We start from the raw sequence: 22302 nt of genomic DNA, 5'->3' as shown, positions 1-22302 counted from the left end.
TTACCTTTTGAAATGGTAAGATGTCAGACCAATTTAAAGGGCACGTCTTGGACAGATCCAGCCGCGAACTGATGCAGCCTATTCCGCCCAGCGACCGCGTTCGCCAGGTTGAGGCCGCACTTTCGGACTATGTCGAGAGAGCAGGGCTGAAGGCTGGCGACCGGCTGCCGGCCGAGCGGGAACTAATGGTGGCGCTCGGTGTCGGCCGTTCCACCATCCGTGAAGTCATCCGCAAATTTCAGGCGCTTGGCGTCATCGACAGCCGCAAGGGCAGCGGCAATTATCTGTTGAAGCCTATTTCCGCCGCCACCGTGCATATGCCGATTTCCATCGATGCGGAGAGCCTGCGCGACGCGCTGCTGATGACGCTGGAAGTGCGGCGCGGCATTGAGGTGGAAGCCTCCATGGCCGCCGCGCGCCGCCGGACGGCTGAGGATATCGCCACGATGGAAGCGCGGCTCGACGAAATGGAGCGGGTGCATCTGGCCGAGGGAACCTCCGGCAAGGCCGACCTTGCCTTTCATCTTTCGATCTACGATGCCACCCACAACACGCTTTTCAAGCAGCTTCTGGAGCAGATGCGCGAAGGTTTCGAACGCTTCTGGTCGAAGCCGTTCGACCGCCCGGATTTTGCCGGTCGCTCCTTCCCCTTTCACCGCACGCTGTTCAACGCCATCGCCGCCGGCGATGCGGAGACCGCCCGTGAAGAAACACTGAAAATCCTCGCCGTCGTCGAGGAGGATATCAAGGACATGTCGAAATGAACCAAGGCAACGATCTCTTCGATCCCGCCTCCCTGATCGTCGCGCATGACGAGACCCACGCTTTTGAAGCCGTGGTGCCGCCCCTCGTGCAGACCTCGCTTTTTACCTTTTCCAGCTATGACGAAATGGTCTCCACCTATCGCGGCGAAAAGGTGCGGCCGGTCTATACGCGCGGACTGAACCCGACCGTGCGGTTGTTTGAGGAGATGCTGGCGAAGCTGGAAGGGGCGGAAGATGCGCTCGGTTTTGCGAGCGGCATGTCGGCCATTTCCTCCACCGTGCTCTCCTTCGTTTCGCCGGGTGACCGGATCGTCGCCGTGCGCCATGTCTATCCCGATGCGTTCCGCCTGTTCGGCACCTTCATGCAGCGCATGAATATCGAGGTGACCTATGTTGACGGCCGCGATGAGGCGGCGGTTGAAAAGGCGATGCCGGGCGCAAAACTGTTTTACATGGAAAGCCCGACCAGCTGGGTGATGGAAGTCCACGATGTCGGCGCGCTCGCCGCCATCGGCAAGCGCCATGGCGCAGTCACTGTCATCGACAATTCCTGGGCAAGCCCGGTCTTCCAGCAGCCGATTACGCTCGGCGTCGATCTCGTGGTGCATTCGGCATCGAAATATCTCGGCGGGCATAGCGATGTGGTCTCCGGTGTGGTGGCTGGCTCCAAGGCGATGATCGATCGCATCCGGGCGGAAACCTATCCCTATCTCGGTGGCAAGATGTCGCCCTTCGATGCATGGCTGCTCATCCGTGGTTTGCGCACCCTGCCGCTGCGCATGCGAGCCCATCAGGCCTCGGCGCTGGACATTGCGAGCCGCCTGCAGGCGCTCGATGTGGTGGAAAAGGTCTGCCATCCGGGGCTGGCGAACCGCCTGCCGCCCGGCCTCAACGGCACGTCCGGCCTGTTTTCCTTCATTTTCAAGGAAGGGGTGGATGTGCGCGCTTTCGCCGATCGCCTCAAGCTTTTCAAACTGGGTGTTTCCTGGGGCGGGCATGAAAGCCTCATCGTCCCCGGCGAAGTGGTGCTCGAACAGAAGGCGCAGCCAAACTCCGCCCACACCTTCGGTATCAGCGCGCGTTCGGTGCGCCTGCATGTTGGACTGGAGGGCACGGAAGCGCTCTGGAACGATCTCGAACCCGCGATCAAGGCGGCGTCTGCCGCCGCCTGACGCGTTTTTAAACCGACGACAAAAAGGGGAGAACGACATGAAAAAACTGGTAGCAGCTGCAATCTTCACCGCCCTGATGACCGGAACGGCGCTGGCGGACACGACCTTGAAACTGGTCGAAGTCATCACAAGTCCCGAACGGACGGAAACGCTGAAGGGCATCGTTTCGAAATTCGAAGCGGCCAATCCCGGCACCAAGGTGGAAATCATCTCCCTGCCGTGGAGCGAAGCCTTCCAGAAATTCGCCACCATGGTGTCGGCCGGCGATATTCCCGACGTGATGGAAATGCCTGACACCTGGCTTTCGCTCTACGCCAATAACGGCATGCTCGAAAGCCTCGAGCCCTACCTCGCCAAGTGGGAGCACACAGCGGGCCTCAGCGAGCGCGCGCTCGAACTCGGCCGCGACGTGAAGGAAACGGCCTATATGCTGCCCTATGGTTTCTACCTCAGGGCCATGTTCTACAACAAGAAACTGCTGGAACAGGCCGGCGTGAAGGAGCCGCCGAAGACGCTCGACGAATTCGCCGATGCCTCCAAGAAGGTCGCGGCACTTCCCGGCAAATACGGCTATTGCCTTCGTGGCGGGCCGGGCGGGCTTAACGGCTGGGTTATGTTCGGCGCATCCATGGCGGGCTCGAACGAGTTCTTCACCAAGGACGGCACATCCACCTTCGATAGCCCCGGCTGGGTGAAGGGCCTGACCTATGTGATTGATCTCTACAAGAACGGGCTGGCGCCGAAGGACAGCGTCAACTGGGGCTTCAACGAGATCGTCGCGGGCTTTTATTCCGGCACCTGCGCTTTCCTTGATCAGGATCCCGATGCCCTTATCGCCATCGCCCAGCGCATGAAGCCGGAAGATTTCGGCGTCATGACCATGCCCAAGGGACCGGATGGCAAGACTTTCCCGACCATCGGTTTTGCCGGCTGGTCGATCATGTCGGCATCCGCCAACAAGGACCTTTCCTGGAAGCTGGTCGAGACGCTTGAAGGGCCGGAAGGCAATATCGAGTGGAACAAGAAGACGGGCGCGCTGCCGGTGCACAAGTCGGCGGAGAAGGACCCCTTTTATGCCAGCGAGCAGTTCAAGGGCTGGTTCGACGAACTTGCCGACAAGAATGCCGTGCCGACGACGATGCCGACCTATCTTGAGGAATTCGCCTTCTTCAAGGATTCGCTTGTGATCAAGACATCGCAGGAAGCGCTTCTCGGCGATATCACGCCGGAAGATCTCGCCAAGCAATGGGCTGATTACATGACCAAGGCACAGCAGAAGTTCCTGGCCTCGAAGTAACGACACTGACCAGCCGCGCGGGCGAAAAATGCCCGTGCGGTGGGTCTTGCCGGCCTTCGCTGCGACAGGCCTTTTCCTCGCAATTTTTCGGATCGGTAAGCCGAGAGGCTGGAAAACCCGTCCGTTCCGTCGTCCGTTCAGGGAGCGATACAATGTCCTATGCCCATCGCGCCGGGCCGGTGGCCGCGCGCAAACCGGCTGGCAAACCCGCGATGCGAAGGTTTGCCGATTGGGCCGAACCCTGGCTCTACAGCGCGCCCGTGCTGGTGCTCATCGTCGCCGTCATGCTGGTGCCGCTGGTGCTTGGCCTGTCCTATGCCTTTCGCGATGTGCAGCTGCTCAATCCGTTTTCCGGCGGTTTCGTCGGCCTGAAACATCTGGAGGCGCTGTCGCAGGATGCGGCCTTTTACCGGGCGCTGAAAAACACGCTTTGGTGGACCGGCGCTTCGGTTTTCCTGCAATTCTTCTTCGGCCTCATTCTGGCGCTGCTGCTGGACAAGCCCTTTGCGGGCAGGGGGCTGGCGCAGGCGCTGGTCTTCCTGCCATGGGCCGTGCCGACCTTCCTTGCCGGTCTCAACTGGGCATGGCTGTTCAACCCGGTCATCGGGCCGCTGCCGCACTGGATGGTCTCGCTCGGGCTGTTATCCGCGCCCAACAATATTCTCGCCGATCCGCATCTCGCCATGTGGGGGCCGATTATTGCCAATGTCTGGTGGGGTATTCCCTTCTTCGCCATCACTTTGCTTGCCGCATTGCAGGCGATCCCGCGCGATCTTTACGAGGCGGCGGAAATTGACGGGGCAAACCCGCTGCAACGCTTCACCTCCATCACCCTGCCGTTTCTCGCCCCCACCATCGCCATCACCATTCTGCTGCGCACCGTCTGGATCGCCAATTTCGCCGATCTCATCATCGTCATGACCAATGGGGGACCGGCCGACCGCACGCAGATCGTCGCCAGCTATATCTTCACGCAGGCCTTCCGACGTCTCGATTTCGGTTATGCCTCGGCCATCGCGCTGGTGCTTCTGGTGCTGCTTCTGGCCTATTCCATGCTGATCGTGCTGTTGCGCCAGCGCCTGATCGAGAAGGACTGACCGATGACATCAAGGATATTTCTCACCCTTGCCCATCGCCTCGCGATCCTCGCCTATATCGCCTTTGCGCTTTTTCCGCTGTTCTGGCTGCTTAAGGTCTCCGTCACGCCGAATGACCTGCTTTACAGCGAAGGTGTGCGGATGTGGCCCTCGCGCGCGACATGGGATCACTATCGTTTCGTCATAGAAAACAGTGCCTTCCCGACATTTTTTAAGAACAGTGTCATCGTCGCTGGCTCCACGGCGCTTGCCGTTACGGTACTCTCGTCACTATCAGGCTATGCGCTGTCGCGCTTCCGCTTCAAGGGCAAATACTGGATCGTCGCGCTGATGCTGATCACCCAGATGTTTCCGCTGGTCATGCTGGTCGCGCCGATCTTCAAGATGCTGTCGCCCCTCGGCCTCACCAACAGCCTGACGGGCCTCGTCATCGTCTACACCGCCTTCAACGTGCCCTTCGCCACCTTCCTCATGCAGTCCTTCTTCGATGGCATTCCGAAGGATCTGGAAGAGGCGGCGATGATCGACGGGGCGAGCCGGTTTACGGCCTTCCGCCAGATCATTCTGCCGCTGACGCTTCCGGGCATCGCCGCCACTCTGGGCTTCGTCTTCACTGCCGCCTGGAGCGAGCTTCTGTTTGCGCTGATGCTGATTTCGGGTAACCAGAGCGCCACCTTCCCGGTCGGGCTTTTGACCTTCGTTTCCAAGTTTTCCGTCGATTTCGGGCAGATGATGGCCGCGGGCGTTCTGGCGCTCATTCCGGCCTGCCTCTTCTTCCTGCTCATTCAACGTTATCTCGTGCAGGGCCTGACGGCCGGCGCGGTGAAAGGATAATCCCATGGCTTCCATCGAGCTGAAGAATGTCGGCAAGACCTATGGCGACCTCGCCGTGCTGCATGGCGTCGATCTCAAGATCGAGGATGGCGAGTTCATCGTCCTCGTCGGGCCCTCCGGCTGCGGAAAATCGACGCTGCTGCGCATGATCGCGGGTCTGGAAGAGATATCATCAGGTGATTTGTCCATCGACGGCGAGCGTGTCAACGATCGCAGACCGAAGGATCGCGACATCGCCATGGTGTTCCAGTCGTACGCGCTCTATCCGCATATGAGTGTCGCCGACAATATGAGCTACAGCCTGCGCCTGCGCCGCAGCACCAAGGAAACCATTGCGGCCGCCGTGGCCGGTGCCTCCGCAAAGCTCGGGCTCGATCCCTATCTGGCGCGCCGTCCGAAGGCGCTCTCCGGCGGCCAGCGCCAGCGCGTCGCCATGGGCCGCGCCATCGTGCGCCAGCCCAAGGCCTTCCTGTTCGATGAGCCGCTCTCCAATCTCGATGCCCGGCTTCGCGAGCAGATGCGCGCCGAAATCAAGCGCATGCATGCCGATCTCGGTGCGACCTCGGTCTACGTCACCCATGACCAGATCGAGGCGATGACGCTCGCCTCGCGTATCGTCGCCATGAATGCCGGCCATGTGCAGCAGATCGGCGCGCCGCTCGATCTTTACGATCGCCCCGCCAATCTTTTCGTCGCCGGTTTCATCGGCTCACCCGGCATGAATTTCCTCGAAGGGCGGATCGGACGGGAGAATGGCGGTAGTTTCGTCGTGCTCGGCGATGGCACGCGCCTCGAACTCGGCCGCGATGTGAAGCTTGCCGACGGCGAGCCAGTCACGCTCGGCATCCGCCCGGAACATGTGACCGTTGCGCCGGCTGAAGGCGGTGTGGAGGCGACTGTCGATCTGGTCGAGCCGACGGGCCTCGGCGTCATCCTGCATCTCACCGTACACGGATTGCCCTTCAAGCTGTTTTCATCGGATCGGGCGCTGTTGCAGCCGGGCAAATCCCTGCGGGTCGGTTTCCCCCAGGAAAGGCTGCATGTCTTTGACAGGAATGGCGTCAGGATCGGCGAGGCGTGAGGTTTGGCATAGTCCTCGGCAGGAAGATTTTCTGTGCGGTTGCACATTCAACTCCGTCATTCCGGCCTTGAGCCGGAATCCAGCCGACGCGCGTCTGCGCGGCGGGAGACCCCTTTCAGCCCAAGGACTTGGGCTGGCTGGATTCCGGCTCAAGGCCGGAATGACGGAAAGTTGGGAGCCTTTGTAAACGCCGCGCCTCTGGCGTCAGATTATCCTTCCAGTCTTCCCGTCATATTGCTCCACCCTTGTCATCGAACCTGTGGATCTTGGTCTCGTCGGGCGTGATGAAGACGGTATCGCCATGCCTGCATTCGAACTCGCCGTCAGTGCGGGCAGTGATCGGGCCGATGCCTTGGACGTCGAGATGCAGGAACGTATCCGATCCGAGATGTTCGGCAACCGTGACCTTGCCCTGCCAGAGACCACTGTCCTTCGACAGCTTCAGGTGCTCCGGCCGCACACCGGCGGTGGTGGCGCCCTTGCTGCGGGCGTAATCGCCGGTCACCAGGTTCATGCGCGGCGAGCCGATGAAGCCGGCGACGAAGAGGTTGGCGGGGGAGCGGTAAAGCTCCATCGGTGAGCCGACCTGCTCGATATTGCCGCGGTTGAGCACGACGATCTTGTCGGCCATGGTCATGGCCTCCACCTGGTCGTGGGTGACATAGATCATCGTCGTCTTCAGCGTGTTGTGCAGCTCGGAGATTTCCAGCCGCATGGTGCCGCGCAGCGCCGCATCGAGGTTGGAAAGCGGCTCGTCGAACAGAAACGCCTTCGGTTCGCGCACGATGGCGCGGCCGATGGCGACACGCTGGCGCTGGCCTCCCGACAGCTGCGAGGGCCGGCGTTCGAGATAATCGGTGAGATTGAGGATGCGGGCGGCATCATCGACCTTTTTATCGATGACGGCCTTGTCGAGCTTGGCCATCTTCAGCGGGAAGGCGATGTTGTTGCGCACGCTCATATGCGGATAAAGCGCATAGGACTGGAACACCATGGCAAGGCCGCGCTCGGCCGGGGCCTTTTCAGTGGCGTCATTGCCGTCGATGACGATCCTGCCGCCGGAGACGTCTTCGAGCCCGGCGATCAGGCGCAGCAGCGTGGACTTGCCGCAGCCGGACGGGCCGACGAAGACGACGAACTCGCCGTCATGGATATCGAGATCGATCGACGGGATGACTTTTGCCTCGCCGAAGAGCTTGGACACGTTCTGAAGGGAAATGCTGCCCATTATTGTCGTTCCTTATTTCACGGCGCCAAAGGTGAGGCCACGCACGAGTTGTTTCTGCGAGAACCAGCCGATGACGAGAATGGGGGCGATCGCCATCATCGAGGCGGCTGAGAGTTTTGCCCAGAACAGCCCCTGCGGACTTGAGAAGGAGGCGATGAAGGCCGTCAGCGGGGCTGCATTGGTGGTCGTCAGCCGGATCGTCCAGAAGGATTCGTTCCAGGCGAGGATGACGTTCAAAAGCAGCGTCGAGGCAATGCCCGGTACCGCCATCGGGGTCAGCACATGCACGATCTCGTTCCAGAGCGATGCGCCATCCATGCGCGCGGCTTCGAGGATCTCGCCGGGGATTTCGCGGAAGTAGGTGTAAAGCATCCACACCACGATCGGCAGGTTGATGAAGGTGAGCATGACGGTGAGCCCGATGCGGGTATCGAGCAGGCCGGCATTGCGGAAGATCAGGTAGATCGGCACCAGCACGGCAACGGCCGGCATCATCTTGGTGGAAAGCATCCACATCAAAATGTCCTTGGTGCGTTTGGTCGGCGAGAACGCCATGGCCCATGCGGCGGGAATGGCAATGATCAGCGCGATGATCGTTGAGCCGAGCGACAGCACGACCGAGTTCATGAAGGGCTTGAAGTAATCGCGCTGGGTCTGCACGGTGATGTAGTTTTCGAGCGTGCCCGAGGGAATGAGGCTGAAGCCCGAGATCGCCTCCGGCTCGGTCTTGATCGAGGTGAGGAAGGCATAGAGGATCGGGAAGAACAGCAGGAGCGCCACGGCCCATGCCGCGATGGAAAAGCCGATCTTCGCACGTGTCGTTGTCTTGCGGGCCATGATTAGACCTCCCCTGAGGTAATAGCGGTAAAAGCACGGGGCCGTTTTGGTGTGGAGACGGAGGCATCCCCACCTCCCTCATCCCTGTGCTTGTCACAGGGATCCAGCCAGCCCAAGTCTTTGGGCTGAGAAAGAGTCTTCCCGCCGCGCCGACGCGCGTCGGCTGGATTCCTGTGACGAGCACAGGAATGAGGAGGAGTGGGCGCTGATGCCGCAGATAGAACCATTGTCATACCCCCTACCGATCCAGGTTCTTGCCGACGGCGCGCATCAGGAAGATGGCGACGATATTGGCGAGGATGACGGCGATGATGCCACCGGCCGATGCGCCGCCGACGTCGTAACCGAGAAGCGCGGTGCGATAGATAAGGAAGGCAAGGTTGGTCGAGGCATAACCGGGCCCGCCATTGGTGGTGACGAGGATTTCCGCGTAGACGCCGAGCAGGAAGATCGTCTGGATCAAAATGACGACGGTGATGGCGCGCGACAGATGCGGCAGGGTCAGATAGACGAAGCGGTTGACGAAGTTGGCGCCATCCATCTCGGCGGCTTCCTTCTGTTCGCCATCGAGCGACTGCAGGGCGGTCAAGAGGATCAGCGTCGCGAACGGCAGCCATTGCCAGGCGACGATGATGATGATGGAGAGCAGCGGAAACTGCGCGAACCAGTCAACCGGCTGGAAACCAAAGAAACGCGAGAGATCGGCAAGCACGCCATAACCGGGATGCATGATCATGTTCTTCCACACCAAAGCTGCGACAGGCGGCATGACGAAGAAGGGCGAGATGATCATGATGCGCACGATGCCCTGGCCGAAAATGTCATTGTCGAGCAGGAGCGCAATGGCGATGCCGCCGATGACGGTGATCAACAGCACGCCGCCGACGATCAACAGCGTGTTCCAGATCGACTGGAAGAAGGCCGGGTCGGTGTAGAAATACTGGTAATTGAACAGGCCCGCGAAGCTGACATTGGCCGGGTTGAGGAGATTGTAGTTCTGGAACGAGAACCACAAGGTCATCGCCAGAGGCACGATCATCCACACCAGCAACAGCAGCACCGATGGCGCAAGCATCACCCGCGCAAGACCGCTCGTGTTTCGGGTTGCCATTGGTAGTTCCCTCCCTGACCATCCCCGCAACGTCTCCGCCGGGGCATCCTAATTCAACGATTGCCTCAGTGGCGTCCTTCGCCCGTCGCCGCATGGTAGGTCGCCAGCACCTGATCCACCGCCGCGACCAGAACCTCCTCCATATCCTTTCCCGCAACCGTGGCGAGCGGCAACTCGCCGAGATATTGGCGCAGCAGCGTTTCGGGAATTGTCTTCCCTTCAAGCGCCTTATGCAAGGCGGAAACGGCCGCGAGCGCCTCCGGCCTCGTCCAGTAATAGCGGATTCGATCACTGTAGCTGTAGTGACGCTGCAATCTGAGCGTGATGTCATCACCATGGTAATGACCCTGCCAGTCGCCGGGCGCGCCGAGCATCAGCTTTTCCATGGTCCGCGCCAGCGGCCGCTCGCCATAATCGCCGACCATCTCGGATGCGATCATATCGAGAGCATAAAGCGCCTCCCGGTAAGCGAAAGTCAGGCCAGGACCGACTTTCAGGATCGGATATCCATCGCGCACCAGGGCGGCTAGCGCTGGTCTCGTCTGATAATCCGTCGAATGTGCCTCGAAGACCAGTTGCGGTTCGCCGTCCAGCACCGCGCTGAGCGCCGTGGCTGCCTGCGGATCATAAGCAACGACATTGTCGCTGCCGAATTCCACGCCGGGCTGCACGACGAAGGCGATGACCCGTTCGAACGCATCGGAAAGATCGTGCTGTGCGAATATCTCGCGGTGAAGGTCGATGGTCTGGCGCGCCGCCTGCGGCTCCGTGGGTGCCACCGTGTCGAGCACGTGATCGGCGCCGCCCGGCACTGGCACTTCGGTGCCGAGAATGTAGAGCGGTTTCGGCAGGCCGGCATCGGTGGCGGCCTTTTCCGCGACGGCCGCGAGTTTTGCGGCGCGGTTGGCAATCGTCACGTCATCCAGCGCCGCCGGCTCGCCGGCGCAGCCCATCGATGCATCCAGATGAATCTTGCGAAAACCCGCTGTTACATAGGCTTCGACCATGGTGGCGGCCTTTGTCAGCGCATCCTCGGCTTTCTCCCTGCGCCAGGGATTGGGACCGAGATGATCGCCGCCGAAAATCAGCAGCTCGGAGGGCAGTCCTTCTTCCTGCGCAATGGCGTTGACGAAGGCAACGAAGTCGCGCGGGTCATGCCGGTATAACCGCCGAGGTGATTGACCTGATTGCAGGTCGCCTCAATCAACACGGCTGTTTGACTGGCGGCGGCGCGGCGGATCGCGGCGCGCAGAACAACGGGGTGGGCGGAGCAGACCGACGTGATGCCCGCAGGCTTGCCGGCGCGGCGCGCGGCGGCGAGGTTTTCCAATATGCCGGTCATCGGGCTTCTCCGGAAGTTTGTGCGGCCAGGAAGGCGTCGAGTTCGGAAAGGCTGGCGGCGCCCTCCATCGGGCCGCGCCTGATAACGTTGTGCGCGCCTGATGCATTGGCATAAGCGAGCGCCTTTTCGGGATGCATGCCGAGGCGGCGGCAGGTGAGATAGGTTGCGCCGAAACAGTCGCCCGCACCGGTCGGGTCGATTTCGGTGACCGTCAGCCCGGGGGCGTCGATGCGCCCATGGGTGCGGCTGAAGTGGCTTGCCCCGCTGGCACCGCGTTTCAGCACGATCTCGCCGATACCGGAGGCGAGGAGCTTTTCTATCGCTGCGTTCTCATCATCCAGACCGGAGGCTGCCTGAAGTTCTTCGCCGGAAGGCAGCAGAAGGTCGGTGACACCAAGGAGATCATCGATCAGCTTGCGGCCCTCATTGCCCTGCACCAGTTCCTTGCGAATGTTCGGATCGAAAGACACCGAGCCGCCGCGCGCCTTGACGCTTTTGATCGCCTCCAGAATGATCTCGCCGATACCGGCAATCGCAAATGCCGATCCCATGACGTGCACATGGCCCGCCTGTTCGATGAGAGCCTTTGCTTCAACCGTCATGCGCGTCTCGCGCGCCGCCGAATGGGCGATATTGAAAACGAAGTCCCGCGCGCCGTTCTCCCTGTAGCGGACAAAAGCGCTGCCGGTCGGCCGGTCCTCTATGGTGGCGATGGCCGATATGTCGACGCCGTCGCGGCGCAGCCGTTCGATGTTGAGGCGGCCGAAATCGTCATCGCCGACCGCCGCGATGATGCCGGCGGTTCCGCCGCAGCGTGCCACCTGATCGATGAAGATGGCGGGTGCGCCGCTCGGGAAAGGGCCGATCAGCGATTGTGGCTCCAGAAAGCCGTCGCCCACCGTCGTCGCCATGATTTCCACGAGGATTTCACCCGCCGTAATCGTCGGGCCCTTCGCGTGCGGCGCCAGTGCGGATACCTGCCTCATCGTCTCCTCCATATGCATTCGGCTCCATCCATGCGGGGTGCAAACCCCGGCATCGCGGCTCTGTTGTTTTCCGGATAGCAATTAAAATTTACGCGCGTCAAGATATTGGCTGGCAAAAATTTTGTTGCAACGCAGCAAGTGAAATCGGTATGACAATAATTTTTAGTGCTATTATTGGCGTTAAAACAAACGATTAGGGTAATATGCCCGTATGTTCTCGCGTCATCGTTTATTTTTGGATGTTGACAAGCGGCGTGAGTTTGCGAGATAAAAATTTACGCATGTATTGTTATGCGTGGACATCCGTAAAGGAGGAGCGGGTCTCATGAGCAAATTCATTGGAATTCTGTCGTCGTCTGTGGTTGGAGCGGGCCTTTTGGCCGGACTTGCACAGGCGGAAGAAATCAACATCGCCACCGTCAACAATGGCGACATGATCATCATGCAGAAGCTTTCCAGCGCCTGGGAGAAGGAAACAGGAAACAAGATCAACTGGATCGTGCTGGAAGAGAATGTTCTGCGCGAACGCGTCACCACCGATATCGCCACCAATGGCGGCCAGTTCGACATCATGACCATCGGCGGCTACGAAGCGCCGATCTGGGGCAAGCAGGGCTGGCTGGCGCCGGTTGATGATCTCGGCGACGATTACGATTACGCCGATCTGCTCGACCCGATCAAAAAGGGCCTGACGGTGGATGGCAAGCTTTATGCCGTGCCGTTTTATACCGAGAGCTCGTTCACCCTTTACCGCAAGGACCTGTTCGACGCTGCCGGCCTGAAAATGCCTGACAATCCGAGCTACGACCAGATCAAGGATTTCGCCGCCAAGCTGACCGACAAGTCGAAGCAGCAATATGGCATCTGCCTGCGCGGCAAGCCGGGCTGGGGCGAAAACATGGCCTTCCTCGGCACCATGATCAACACCTATGGCGGCCGCTGGTTTGACATGGACTGGAAGCCGCAGCTGACGAGCGAGCCGTGGAAAAAGGCGATCTCGGATTATGTGGCGCTGATGACGTCTTATGGCCCGCCCGGCGCGGCAGCCAACGGCTTCAACGAGAACCAGACGCTGTTTTCATCCGGCCGCTGCGCCATGTGGATCGACGCTACCTCGGCTGCGGGCCGGGTCTATGATCCCAAGCAGAGCCAGGTTGCGGACAAGACTGCTTTCACGCGCGCTCCGGTGGAGGCAACGCCAAACGGCTCTAGCTGGTCGTGGTCGTGGAACCTCGCAATCCCGAACACTTCCAAGAAGCTCGAAACCGCCAAGTCCTTCGTGAAATGGGCGACCTCGAAGGATTATGTGAAGACGGTTGGCGAAAGCGAAGGCTGGGTCGCCGTGCCGCCCGGCACGCGTAAATCCACCTATGACCTGCCGGAATACAAGAAGGCGGCGCCATTTGCGGATACGGTGCTGAAAGCCATCATGTCGGCTGACCCGTCCAAGCCGACCAAGGATCCGGTTCCCTATACCGGCGTGCAGTTCGTCGCCATTCCGGAATTCCAGTCCATCGGCACGATTGTCGGCCAGCAGATCGCGGCAGCCCTTTCCGGCCAGCAGACCGTCGATTCGGCACTCGAAGGCGCGCAGAAACAGGTCGAGCGTGACATGACCCGCGCGGGCTACATCAAGTAGCCGCGTCCTCCCGGCGTGCCGCCCGTTCGCCTTTTGGCGGCGGGCGGCATGGGTCGGTCTGGCGCACCCGCCGCCCTCATTCCTGTGACAAGCACACGAATGACGGGGTGTAGGGCGTGCTGTCACATCTAATCGTTACCCGGTGTTCCGTGTTCGCGGTTGCCGGAAAAATTGCATCTGACAACAAGCGAGCATGGCCAAGTACCCGCCATGCATCACGGAGAACGACATGAGATTGAAGAACAAGGTCGCGCTGATTACCGGCGCTGCCCGCGGCATCGGCCTTGGTTTCGCACAGGCTTTTGCTGATGAAGGCGCGAAGGTGATTATCGCCGATATCGATATTGCCCGCGCGACCGCCTCTGCCGCCGCTATCGGCCCTTCCGCCAAGGCCATCCGGCTGGATGTGACCGATCTGGCCGGGATCGATGCCGTGGTGAAGGCGGTGGATGAGGAATTCGGCGGCATCGACATTCTCGTCAACAATGCCGCGATCTTCGACATGGCCCCGATCAATGGCATTACCGAAGAGAGTTATGAGCGGGTCTTCGACATCAATCTCAAGGGACCGCTGTTCATGATGAAGGCGGTTTCGAATGTGATGATCGAGCGGGCGCGCGGCGGCAAGATCATCAATATGGCGAGCCAGGCCGGCCGGCGCGGCGAAGCGCTCGTCACGCTTTATTGCGCTTCCAAGGCGGCGATCATTTCCGCCACGCAGTCGGCGGCGCTGGCGCTCGTCAAGCACGGCATCAATGTCAACGCCATTGCACCCGGCGTGGTGGATGGTGAGCATTGGGAAGTGGTCGATGCGGAATTTGCCAAATGGGAAGGCCTGAAGCCGGGTGAGAAGAAGGCGGCAGTGGCGAAATCCGTGCCGATCGGCCGTTTCGCCACGCCAGACGACATCAAGGGGCTCGCGGTTTTCCTCGCCTCTTCAGATAGCGACTATATTCTCGCCCAGACATATAATGTCGACGGCGGCAACTGGATGAGCTGAAAAGCCGGAGATGACCATGCATGCCATTCAATTCATCGAGAAGGGACAGGCCGTTCTGGCGGAAGTTCCCGTTGCCGATCTGCCGCCGGGCCATGCGCTCGTGCGCGTCAAGGCTTCGGGGCTTTGCCACACCGATATCGATGTGCTTCACGCGCGTTACGGCGACGGTGCCTTTCCGGTTATTCCGGGGCATGAATATGCCGGTGAAGTCGCGGCCGTGGCCGCCGATGTAACGAGCATAAAGACCGGTGACCGGGTGGTGGTCGATCCCAATCTGCCCTGCGGCACCTGCCCGAGCTGCCGTAAGGGGCTGACCAATCTTTGCAGCACGCTGAAGGCCTATGGTGTTTCCCATAATGGCGGTTTTGCGGAATTCAGCGTCGTACACGCCGATCATCTGCACGGCATCGGCTCCATGCCCTATCATGTCGCCGCACTTGCCGAACCGCTCGCCTGCGTCGTCAACGGCATGCAGAGTGCGGGCATCGGCGAGAGCGGGCCGGTGCCAGACAACGCCCTTGTTTTCGGTGCCGGTCCCATCGGGCTGCTGCTTGCTTTGTCGCTGAAATCCCGGGGCATCGCGACGGTGACGATTGCCGATATCAATGAAAGCAGACTGGCCTTCGCCGAAGAACTCGGCCTTCAGGCCGCGGTTTCCGGGTCTGAAGCGCTGCTCCGGCAACAGAAGTCGTTCGACTTCGTCGCGGATGCGACCGGCATCGCGACTGTTGCGGAAGCGATGATCCCGCTGGTTGCCGATGGCGGCACGGCGCTGTTTTTCGGCGTCTGCGCGCCGGATGCCCGCATTTCGGTTGCGCCCTTTGAAATCTTCCGGCGGCAGCTGAAGCTTGTCGGCTCGCATTCGCTGAACCGCAACATACCGCAGGCGCTCGCCATTCTGGAAACGGATGGTGATATCATGGCGCGGCTGGTGTCGCACCGGCTGCCGCTTTCGGAGATGTTGCCGTTCTTTACGAAAAAGCCGTCCGATCCCGCCACGATGAAAGTGCAATTTGCAGCCGAATGATCGTTTGGCCGTTGATAACCGTATTCGACCGGCTTTTCGTGCGAAGGTCGGTCGATATAGAGTACCACATGTAATATTTCATGGGGGCAAGCACTTTGGCCAAATCTATCAGGACGATGGAAGAGTTCTCGGAATTCGTCGGCCTTTCCCGCCCGACCGTTTCGAAATACTTCAATGATCCGGCCTCGGTCCGCAAGAAGACGCGGGATGCCATCGAGGATGCGCTGAAGAAATCGGGCTTCCGGCCCAATATTTTCGCCGTCAACCTCAACCGCCGCCGCTCCAATATCATCGGCATCATCATTCCGAACTCGACCGACCCGTTCTACATGGCGTTGACGAGCCGTATCGAACTCATCGCCAACGAGGCTGGCTTTCTTGCCTTCGTGCTGTCGTCGGATGGCAAGGCGGAAATCGAAGACCGTGCCATCCGCACCTTCAAGTCGATGAATGTCGCAGGCGCGATCATCGCCCCGCTCGGCGTCAAATCCCACCGCGCCACGCTCGAACAGCTGGGGCCAGCATTCCGATCGTTTATGTCGATTCGCCGCTCGATGAGACCTCGGCCTTTGTCGGCACCGATAACCGCCAGAGTGTCGGCCTGATGGTGGACTACCTCTGCCGCTCGGGCGAACCGCCCTGTTTCTTCGATATGCCGCAGGTCAACACCAACGCGGCGACGCGCCGCACCGCCTATGTTGAGGCCATGCAGCGCCTCGGTTTCGAACCGCATGTGCTCAACGTTCCCGATATCGTTACCTGGGATTTCGAGCGTTTCGCCTTTGACGAAGCTGGCCGGCTGCTGGACCGAAGGGAGCTTCTGCCGTCGCGCACCATCCTGTGCTCGAACGACCGTATCGCCTTCGGCGTCATTGCCGCCGCCTTTCAGAAGGGCATCAAGGTCGGCCATGGGGCGGATTACGACCTCAGGGTCGCCGGCCATGACGATCATCCACTGTCGCGTTATGCCTGCCCGCCAATTACCACGGTGGCGCAGAATTATAACGAGATCGGCAGGCTGTCGATCGAGCTTCTGTTGCAGAAGCTGAATGAAGAGGCGGATGACACGACGCGGATGCGGGAACGCATCCTTCTTAGTGCCGATCTGATGTTGCGCAAATCGGCCTGAAGGTTTGTTAGAAAAATTAAACAAAAAATCTGATTTTCTAAATAGAACTAATATTTGAACACTCCTACTCTGCTCCCAAGGTTGCTTTGGGAGGCGACCGCGAGCACCGGCGCAAAGGCGTGCCGGTATCCGGGAGGAACGCAGAAACGTCGTGTTGTCGGTGCCGCGAGGGGGAAGCCTTCGTAGCCTCGGTATTGCATGGCCTTCGCCGGGAAGCCTGGGTTCTCTCGCCAGCAATTTCCCCAGCGAAGGATGTCAAAACATGAACCTCTATTCTCTTCTGTCGCAGCGTGCAGCCGGTGGTAAGCCCGTGCGGGTCGGTCTCATCGGCGCCGGCAAGTTCGGCTCCATGGTGCTGGCGCAGGCGCAGCGCATTGCGGGTTTCCACATGGTCGCCGTCGCCGATCTCAACGTTGGCAAGGCAAGGGAATCGCTGGGCCGGGTCGGCTGGGCCAAGGAGCGTTATGACGCGACGAGCTGCGCCGATGCGCTGAAGAGCGGCAAGACCTATGTGACGGACGATGTGAACGAGCTTTTCGCCCGCGGCGAGATCGAATGCGTGATCGAGGCGACCGGCCATCCGCTTGCCGGCGCTCGCCATGCGCTTGGCGCCATCGACCACAACAAACATGTCGTCATGGTCAATGTCGAAGCCGACGTCATGGTCGGGCCGATCCTTGCCGAAAAGGCACGTGCCAAGGGCCTGATCTATTCCATGGCTTACGGCGACCAGCCGGCGCTGATCTGCGAACTGGTTGATTGGGCGCGCGCCACCGGCTTCGAGGTCGTTTCCGCCGGCAAGGGCATGAATTTCGAGCCACGCTATCGTTATTCGACGCCCGACACGGTCTGGAGCTATTTCGGCTGGACCGACGAAGAGGTGGCCAAGGGCGACTTCAATCCCAAAATGTACAACTCCTTCACCGACGGCACCAAGGCGGCCATCGAGATGGCGGCCGTCGCCAATGGCACGGGACTGGATTGCCCGGATGACGGTCTGGCCTTCCCGCCCGCAGGCCTGCACGATCTCGCCCGCGTCTTCCGCCCCGCTGCCGATGGCGGTCGCATGGCGCGCTCCGGTCTCGTGGACATTGCCGCAAGCCAGGAGCCGGATGGCCGCGAGGTGTTCAACAACATCCGCTACGGCGTTTTCGTCACCTTCAAGGCGCATAATGAATATGCCCGCGCCTGCTTCAAGCAATATGGCCTGCTGACCGATCCTTCAGGCTGGTACGCTTCCATGTGGCGTCCGTTCCACATCATCGGTCTTGAAACATCGATCAGCGTGCTTTCGGCCGTGCTGCGCAACGAAGCGACCGGTTGCTCAAAGGAATTTCGCGGCGATGCCGTCGCCACGGCGAAGAAGGATATGCAGCCCGGCGAGATGCTGGATGGTGAGGGCGGTTACGCGGTGTGGGCCAATGCGATCCCGGCCACCCGCAGCCTCGACATCAAGGCGCTGCCGATCGGCCTTGCCCATAACGTCAAGCTGAAGCGCGCCATCAAAAAGGATCAGATCGTCAGTTTCGACGATGTGGAACTGGTGAGTGACCTGGATGTGGTGAAACTTCGCCAAGATATGGAAAACCAGTTCCGCCCGCAAAAAGACGCTGCGGCGTGATGGGCGGAGAACGGGACATGTCGAATGGAGCTTTCGTGGTGATCGCGGAATTCCGCGTCAAACCTGACGCGATGGATGCCTTTCTGGACGCGGCGCGCGATGATGCCACCCATTCGGTTCAGGACGAACCGGGTTGCCGGCAATTCGACGTTGTGCGGCCGGAAGCTGGAAACAACGTGGTGTTCTATGAGGTCTATGACAGCCGTGAGGCTTTCGACGACCATCTGAAACACCGCATCTCGACCGGTTTCGCGAGGCGTTTCCCGCCCTCATCGAAGAAGAATTGCCGGTGCGTTTCCTGAACCGGCAATGGCTTTGAAGGATGGAGAAAATGCAGGACATCCGCGAGATCGCCGTCATCGGCACCGGCATCATGGGCGCACCCATGGCAACGCGTCTGGCTGAGGCCGGTTTCTCGGTCAAGGCCTGGAACCGTAGTGCTGAAAAAGCCGCTATTCTGGCGGAAAATGGCGTGAAGCCGGCGGCGACAGCCGCCGACGCCGTGGCGAAGGCGGATGTCGTGCTCTGCATGCTGAGTTCCGGCCCGGTTTGCAACGAGGTTCTGCTCGGTGCTTCAGGTGCCATGTCAGCAATGAAACCCGGTGCGGTTCTTCTGGTGATGAGTTCCATTCCCGTCGATGACGCGGTGGAACAGGCGGAGGCGGCCAGGGCTTGCGCTATCAGATATGTCGATGCCCCGGTTTCCGGCGGTGAAAAGGGAGCGATCGAAGGAACGCTCGCGATCATGGCCGGAGGAGAACAGGCGGATGTGGAGGCGTTGAGGCCGCTATTCGATTGCCTTGGCCGCGTCACCCATGTCGGTCCGGTGGGCTGCGGCTCGCTGGCCAAGCTCGCCAACCAGCTGATCGTGGCTTCCACGATCTGCGCCGTCGCGGAGGCCCTTACGCTTGTCGAAGAGGGCGGCGCCGACCCGGCGCAGGTAAGGCAGGCTTTGCTTGGCGGCTTCGCCGATTCCACCGTTTTCCGCCAGCACGGGAAACGCATGGTGGAGGGCGATTTCCGCCCCGGCGGGCCGGCAAAATATCAGCTGAAGGATACATCCACGGCGCTGGCCTTTGCCAAAAGCCGCGGCCTGAAACTACCGGTCGGCGAGGAGGTTGACCGGCTGTTCCGTTCCATGGTCGAGCATGGTGCGGGCGAGCTTGATCACAGCGGTGTGATCCTTGAAATTAAGCGCATGAATGCGTTCGGAGGAACGCTCGAAACTGTTTAGAGACAACAAAGGGAGGAACACATGAAAATTTCGAAACTTTACGGGCTGGCTCTCGCCGCCACCATGCTGGTTGCATCGATCGCTCAGGCGGAAACGCTCACACTTTCGACGCCTGACCCGGACAATTCGGAAATCACGCTGGCGGCCAACAAGTTCGCGGAACTGGTATCTGCCAAGACGAATGGCGAAGTTACAATAAAGGTCTTCCCGAACGGTTCGCTTTATGGTGGTGATCCATCAGGCGCCGTCAAGCAGCTCGCGGGTGGGTCGCTCGACATGCTGCTTCTGGCGACATCGCTTTATGCGAATTTCGACCCACGTTTTTCGGCGATTTCCATTCCCTATCTTTTTGACGATGAAGAACAGCTTCGCACCTATCTGGAAGGTGAGCAGGGCAAGGAGCTGATCGCCGGACTGGAAAAGATCGGCATCAAGGCGGTGGATCTGTGGCCGCGCCCTTTCCGCCAGATGACCAATTCCAAGCGCCCGATAACCTCGCCGGATGATCTCAAGGGTTTGAAGTTCCGCGTTCCCAACAATCCGCTCTGGGTGGAATTCTTCAAGAAGATGGGCGCAGCACCGACGCCGCTCGCCTTTGCCGAGGTTTATAACGCCCTGCAGCTGAAGGTCGTCGACGGGCAGGAAAACCCCATCAACGTCCCATTGTCGGCGAAATTCTACGAGGTGCAGAAATACGTCTCGATCACCAACCATATGGGTGACGGCTGGGTTCTGGGCATCAGCCCCACCAAGTTCAACGCCCTGAGCGATGCGCACAAGGCGGCCGTTGAGGAGGCGGCGAAGGAAGCGGAAGTGTGGAAGGTGCAAAACGACGCCTCGAGCGCCGAAGCGACGATCGCCGAACTGCAGAAACACGGAATGGAGATCAATCGCCTGACGCCGGAGCAGCAGAAGGCGTTCGTGGAAGTCTCAAAGGGCCTCTATCCCGTCTTTGCCGGGCTGGTGAAGGATCAGGCTTTCTTTGACAAGACCATTGCCGCCGTCGGCAAGAAGTAAGGCCATCAGGTCTTCCGGGCCGGCGCGCAGCCGGTCCGGTTGGGAGGACAGGTTTATGGACGAAACGTCATCATTTTTCGGCAGGGTCATCAGATTGGCGACCGACGTGCTGGCCGGTTTGGCCGCTATCGGGGTTCTGGCCGTCGTGCTTTTGCAGGTGTCGACCCGAATGTGGGGCACTCCGGTCTCCTGGACGGAGGAAGCGACACGGTATCTTTTCATATGGATGGTGTTCCTGGGCGTGGCGGGCAGCTTCCGCACCGCCGACATGGCGCGGGTAACGGTGTTCATCGCGCTGATGCCGGCCTGTGTGCGGCGTCTCGCGCTGCCCATCTACGTCGTGTCGTCGGTCGTCTTTTTCGGCCTGATGATCTGGACGGGCTGGACGCTGGTGCGCCAGCAATATGTGATGAATGAAGCCGCCGCGACGCTTGCCACGCCGATGTGGATGATCGGCATCATCATTCCGCTCAGCGCGGCTCTCGGCATTGCCGCCATCGTGGAATCCCTGCGCCAGCATCGCGACCGCATCGAACTGCCGGAAGGCCTGCAGCCTCTCGCCGATGCCGATCTGGTCGTTGGAAATATGGAGAAACGGCCATGAGCCTGACGCTGCTTGGACTTTTCCTTCTCATGAGCGCCTTCGGCGTTCCGCTTGCCGTTGCACTTGGTCTCGCCAGCCTGGCTTCCATCGCGCTCTATACGTCGATGCCGATGGACCTTCTGGCCCAAACCATGTTTTCGGGCATGAACTCCTTCCTTCTGGTTGCGGTGCCGCTTTTCATTCTTGTCGGCGTCCTGATGGAACGGGGCAAGGTCGCCGAACGGCTGTTCGACTTTGCCGAGGCGATTGTCGGCTGGCTTCCCGGCGGTCTCGGCCACGTCAATGTCGCCTCGTCGGTGATTTTCGGCGGCGTCTCCGGTTCGTCGGTCGCCGATATTGCTTCGATCGGCGCCATCGAGATCAAGGCCATGGAGCGCCACGGTTTTCCAAAGGGATATGCCGTCGGCCTGACGCTCTGCACCTCCACCCTTTCCTCGATCATCCCGCCATCGATCCTCATCGTCATCGCCGGTTCCGTTGCCAATGCCTCCATCGGAACCCTGCTCGTGGCGGGGCTGGTGCCGGGATTGTTTCTCGCCTTCGTATTCATGGTCTTCAATCACATCTACGCGGTGCGCAACGGCTTCAACCCGCCGACGCCTTTTAATGTTCGTCGTGTCGTGACGACGGGCCTTGCGGCCATTCTGCCGATGCTGACGCCCGTCATCCTGCTGATCGGCATTGTCGACGGATATTTCACGCCAACAGAAGCAGCTGGCATTGCCGTTGTCTACACGCTGTTTCTGTCGGTGATACTTTACCGGACGATCCCGTTTTCGGCGCTGCTCGGCATTTTCATGGAAACGGCACGGACATCTGGCTCGATCCTCTTTATAGCGGCAACGGCGAAACTGGCTGCCTGGGTCTTCACCTTCGATGGCTTGCCGGCGCAGGTCGCAGTCTTCCTTGGCCACATCAGCACCGGGCCTACGATGGCAATGGTTCTGATATTCTTCTTCCTCATTGTCGTCGGCATGTTCATGGATGCGATTGCAGCGATGTTCATTCTCATCCCGGTGCTTATGCCGCCGGCCGTATCGCTCGGGGTCGATCCGATACATTTCCTGATCGTCATGGTCATTACCCTGACGCTCGGGCTGGTCACACCCCGGTTGGCGTGTGCCTGTTCGCGGTCGCGCAGGTGGCGAAAATGTCGATCGAGGATGTGATCAAGGGTTCGCTCGCGCCCATGTCCATTCTGGTCGCCGCGATCTTCGCTCTGGTGCTCTTCCCGGATCTGACGCTTGCTCCTATCCGGCTCATGGGCCTCTATTGAGGCGAT

At 60.1% G+C, this 22302-nt stretch carries 19 protein-coding genes and 3 pseudogenes; 17 read left to right on the top strand and 5 right to left on the bottom strand.

Features of this window, described 5'->3' with window-relative positions; translation table 11 throughout:
* Positions 1-71: 71 nt before the first annotated feature.
* The 6 genes from G3A56_RS17510 to G3A56_RS17485 all read left to right on the top strand — a co-directional run bounded on the left by G3A56_RS17510 (position 72) and on the right by G3A56_RS17485 (position 6245).
* Entirely contained in the window at positions 72-764 is a 693-nt protein-coding gene (locus G3A56_RS17510) for a FadR/GntR family transcriptional regulator (RefSeq protein ID WP_003499983.1), read from the top strand.
* A complete protein-coding gene (locus tag G3A56_RS17505) occupies positions 761-1936 on the top strand; it encodes a PLP-dependent transferase (protein ID WP_082185874.1) in 1176 nt (391 codons plus the stop codon). The genes G3A56_RS17510 and G3A56_RS17505 overlap by 4 nt, the downstream gene beginning before the upstream one ends.
* 37 nt (positions 1937-1973) lie before the next feature.
* Complete coding sequence (locus G3A56_RS17500; protein WP_082185875.1) at positions 1974-3233, top strand: ABC transporter substrate-binding protein; 1260 nt, start codon at positions 1974-1976, stop codon at positions 3231-3233.
* Between the two features lie 152 nt (positions 3234-3385).
* A complete protein-coding gene (locus G3A56_RS17495) occupies positions 3386-4330 on the top strand; it encodes a carbohydrate ABC transporter permease (RefSeq protein WP_137067587.1) in 945 nt (314 codons plus the stop codon).
* A 3-nt stretch (positions 4331-4333) separates the two neighbouring features.
* Entirely contained in the window at positions 4334-5164 is an 831-nt protein-coding gene (locus G3A56_RS17490; protein ID WP_003499970.1) for a carbohydrate ABC transporter permease, read from the top strand.
* Positions 5165-5168: 4 nt separating this feature from the next.
* Positions 5169-6245, top strand: coding sequence for an ABC transporter ATP-binding protein (locus tag G3A56_RS17485; protein WP_003499969.1), 1077 nt, complete (start codon positions 5169-5171; stop codon positions 6243-6245).
* A gap of 229 nt (positions 6246-6474) precedes the next feature.
* Here G3A56_RS17485 and G3A56_RS17480 read toward each other — a convergent pair whose 3' ends face one another.
* The 5 genes and pseudogenes from G3A56_RS17480 to G3A56_RS17460 form a co-directional block, all read right to left on the bottom strand.
* The gene (locus G3A56_RS17480) at positions 6475-7473 is read right to left on the bottom strand and encodes an ABC transporter ATP-binding protein (RefSeq protein ID WP_082185876.1); all 999 of its coding nucleotides are present in this window, start codon (positions 7471-7473) and stop codon (positions 6475-6477) included.
* 12 nt (positions 7474-7485) lie between these two features.
* On the bottom strand, positions 7486-8310 hold the full coding sequence (locus G3A56_RS17475; protein WP_003499055.1) for a carbohydrate ABC transporter permease: 825 nt from the start codon (positions 8308-8310) through the stop codon (positions 7486-7488).
* A 238-nt stretch (positions 8311-8548) separates the two neighbouring features.
* On the bottom strand, positions 8549-9421 hold the full coding sequence (locus G3A56_RS17470) for a carbohydrate ABC transporter permease (RefSeq protein WP_082184903.1): 873 nt from the start codon (positions 9419-9421) through the stop codon (positions 8549-8551).
* A gap of 65 nt (positions 9422-9486) precedes the next feature.
* A pseudogene (locus G3A56_RS17465) lies at positions 9487-10763 on the bottom strand (D-tagatose-bisphosphate aldolase, class II, non-catalytic subunit).
* Entirely contained in the window at positions 10760-11767 is a 1008-nt protein-coding gene (locus G3A56_RS17460; RefSeq protein ID WP_164056756.1) for a tagatose kinase, read from the bottom strand. Before G3A56_RS17460 ends, G3A56_RS17465 begins: the two are co-directional and overlap by 4 nt.
* Before the next feature lie 307 nt (positions 11768-12074).
* Here G3A56_RS17460 and G3A56_RS17455 point away from each other — a divergent pair, with 307 nt between their 5' ends.
* The 11 genes and pseudogenes from G3A56_RS17455 to G3A56_RS29345 all read left to right on the top strand — a co-directional run bounded on the left by G3A56_RS17455 (position 12075) and on the right by G3A56_RS29345 (position 22296).
* Complete coding sequence (locus G3A56_RS17455; protein ID WP_082185879.1) at positions 12075-13388, top strand: ABC transporter substrate-binding protein; 1314 nt, start codon at positions 12075-12077, stop codon at positions 13386-13388.
* A gap of 229 nt (positions 13389-13617) precedes the next feature.
* The gene (locus G3A56_RS17450; protein WP_035243462.1) at positions 13618-14388 is read left to right on the top strand and encodes a galactitol 2-dehydrogenase; all 771 of its coding nucleotides are present in this window, start codon (positions 13618-13620) and stop codon (positions 14386-14388) included.
* Between the two features lie 16 nt (positions 14389-14404).
* A complete protein-coding gene (locus tag G3A56_RS17445; RefSeq protein ID WP_082186090.1) occupies positions 14405-15415 on the top strand; it encodes a D-altritol 5-dehydrogenase in 1011 nt (336 codons plus the stop codon).
* Between the two features lie 116 nt (positions 15416-15531).
* Positions 15532-16544: pseudogene (locus tag G3A56_RS17440) on the top strand (LacI family DNA-binding transcriptional regulator).
* Positions 16545-16806: 262 nt separating this feature from the next.
* Positions 16807-18165 (top strand): NAD(P)H-dependent oxidoreductase, encoded by a 1359-nt coding sequence (locus G3A56_RS17435; protein ID WP_164056755.1) that lies wholly within the window; start codon positions 16807-16809, stop codon positions 18163-18165.
* 17 nt (positions 18166-18182) lie between these two features.
* Positions 18183-18484 (top strand): annotated as a pseudogene (locus G3A56_RS17430) (putative quinol monooxygenase).
* 12 nt (positions 18485-18496) lie between these two features.
* A complete protein-coding gene (locus G3A56_RS17425) occupies positions 18497-19399 on the top strand; it encodes an NAD(P)-dependent oxidoreductase (protein ID WP_082185881.1) in 903 nt (300 codons plus the stop codon).
* Between the two features lie 21 nt (positions 19400-19420).
* Positions 19421-20416 carry a DctP family TRAP transporter solute-binding subunit gene (locus tag G3A56_RS17420; protein ID WP_082185882.1) on the top strand — a complete coding sequence of 332 codons (996 nt, stop codon included), beginning with the start codon at positions 19421-19423 and terminating at the stop codon, positions 20414-20416.
* Positions 20417-20471: 55 nt separating this feature from the next.
* Positions 20472-21020 carry a TRAP transporter small permease gene (locus G3A56_RS17415; protein WP_052820014.1) on the top strand — a complete coding sequence of 183 codons (549 nt, stop codon included), beginning with the start codon at positions 20472-20474 and terminating at the stop codon, positions 21018-21020.
* The gene (locus G3A56_RS17410; protein WP_246231381.1) at positions 21017-22189 is read left to right on the top strand and encodes a TRAP transporter large permease; all 1173 of its coding nucleotides are present in this window, start codon (positions 21017-21019) and stop codon (positions 22187-22189) included. The genes G3A56_RS17415 and G3A56_RS17410 overlap by 4 nt, the downstream gene beginning before the upstream one ends.
* On the top strand, positions 22171-22296 hold the full coding sequence (locus tag G3A56_RS29345) for a hypothetical protein (protein ID WP_281357776.1): 126 nt from the start codon (positions 22171-22173) through the stop codon (positions 22294-22296). Before G3A56_RS17410 ends, G3A56_RS29345 begins: the two co-directional genes overlap by 19 nt.
* Positions 22297-22302: the final 6 nt, after the last annotated feature.

The sequence above is a fragment of the Rhizobium oryzihabitans genome, assembly GCF_010669145.1.
GTDB lineage: Bacteria > Pseudomonadota > Alphaproteobacteria > Rhizobiales > Rhizobiaceae > Agrobacterium > Agrobacterium oryzihabitans.
This window is presented reverse-complemented; position numbering and strand designations above follow the sequence as displayed.

Coding starts and splice junctions, on each gene's coding strand:
- G3A56_RS17510 (WP_003499983.1), top strand. CDS start 72: ATGCAGCCTATTCCGCCCAGCGACCGCGTTCGCCAGGTTGAGGCCGCA.
- G3A56_RS17505 (WP_082185874.1), top strand. CDS start 761: ATGAACCAAGGCAACGATCTCTTCGATCCCGCCTCCCTGATCGTCGCG.
- G3A56_RS17500 (WP_082185875.1), top strand. CDS start 1,974: ATGAAAAAACTGGTAGCAGCTGCAATCTTCACCGCCCTGATGACCGGA.
- G3A56_RS17495 (WP_137067587.1), top strand. CDS start 3,386: ATGTCCTATGCCCATCGCGCCGGGCCGGTGGCCGCGCGCAAACCGGCT.
- G3A56_RS17490 (WP_003499970.1), top strand. CDS start 4,334: ATGACATCAAGGATATTTCTCACCCTTGCCCATCGCCTCGCGATCCTC.
- G3A56_RS17485 (WP_003499969.1), top strand. CDS start 5,169: ATGGCTTCCATCGAGCTGAAGAATGTCGGCAAGACCTATGGCGACCTC.
- G3A56_RS17480 (WP_082185876.1), bottom strand. CDS start 7,473: ATGGGCAGCATTTCCCTTCAGAACGTGTCCAAGCTCTTCGGCGAGGCA.
- G3A56_RS17475 (WP_003499055.1), bottom strand. CDS start 8,310: ATGGCCCGCAAGACAACGACACGTGCGAAGATCGGCTTTTCCATCGCG.
- G3A56_RS17470 (WP_082184903.1), bottom strand. CDS start 9,421: ATGGCAACCCGAAACACGAGCGGTCTTGCGCGGGTGATGCTTGCGCCA.
- G3A56_RS17460 (WP_164056756.1), bottom strand. CDS start 11,767: ATGCATATGGAGGAGACGATGAGGCAGGTATCCGCACTGGCGCCGCAC.
- G3A56_RS17455 (WP_082185879.1), top strand. CDS start 12,075: ATGAGCAAATTCATTGGAATTCTGTCGTCGTCTGTGGTTGGAGCGGGC.
- G3A56_RS17450 (WP_035243462.1), top strand. CDS start 13,618: ATGAGATTGAAGAACAAGGTCGCGCTGATTACCGGCGCTGCCCGCGGC.
- G3A56_RS17445 (WP_082186090.1), top strand. CDS start 14,405: ATGCATGCCATTCAATTCATCGAGAAGGGACAGGCCGTTCTGGCGGAA.
- G3A56_RS17435 (WP_164056755.1), top strand. CDS start 16,807: ATGAACCTCTATTCTCTTCTGTCGCAGCGTGCAGCCGGTGGTAAGCCC.
- G3A56_RS17425 (WP_082185881.1), top strand. CDS start 18,497: ATGCAGGACATCCGCGAGATCGCCGTCATCGGCACCGGCATCATGGGC.
- G3A56_RS17420 (WP_082185882.1), top strand. CDS start 19,421: ATGAAAATTTCGAAACTTTACGGGCTGGCTCTCGCCGCCACCATGCTG.
- G3A56_RS17415 (WP_052820014.1), top strand. CDS start 20,472: ATGGACGAAACGTCATCATTTTTCGGCAGGGTCATCAGATTGGCGACC.
- G3A56_RS17410 (WP_246231381.1), top strand. CDS start 21,017: ATGAGCCTGACGCTGCTTGGACTTTTCCTTCTCATGAGCGCCTTCGGC.
- G3A56_RS29345 (WP_281357776.1), top strand. CDS start 22,171: ATGTCGATCGAGGATGTGATCAAGGGTTCGCTCGCGCCCATGTCCATT.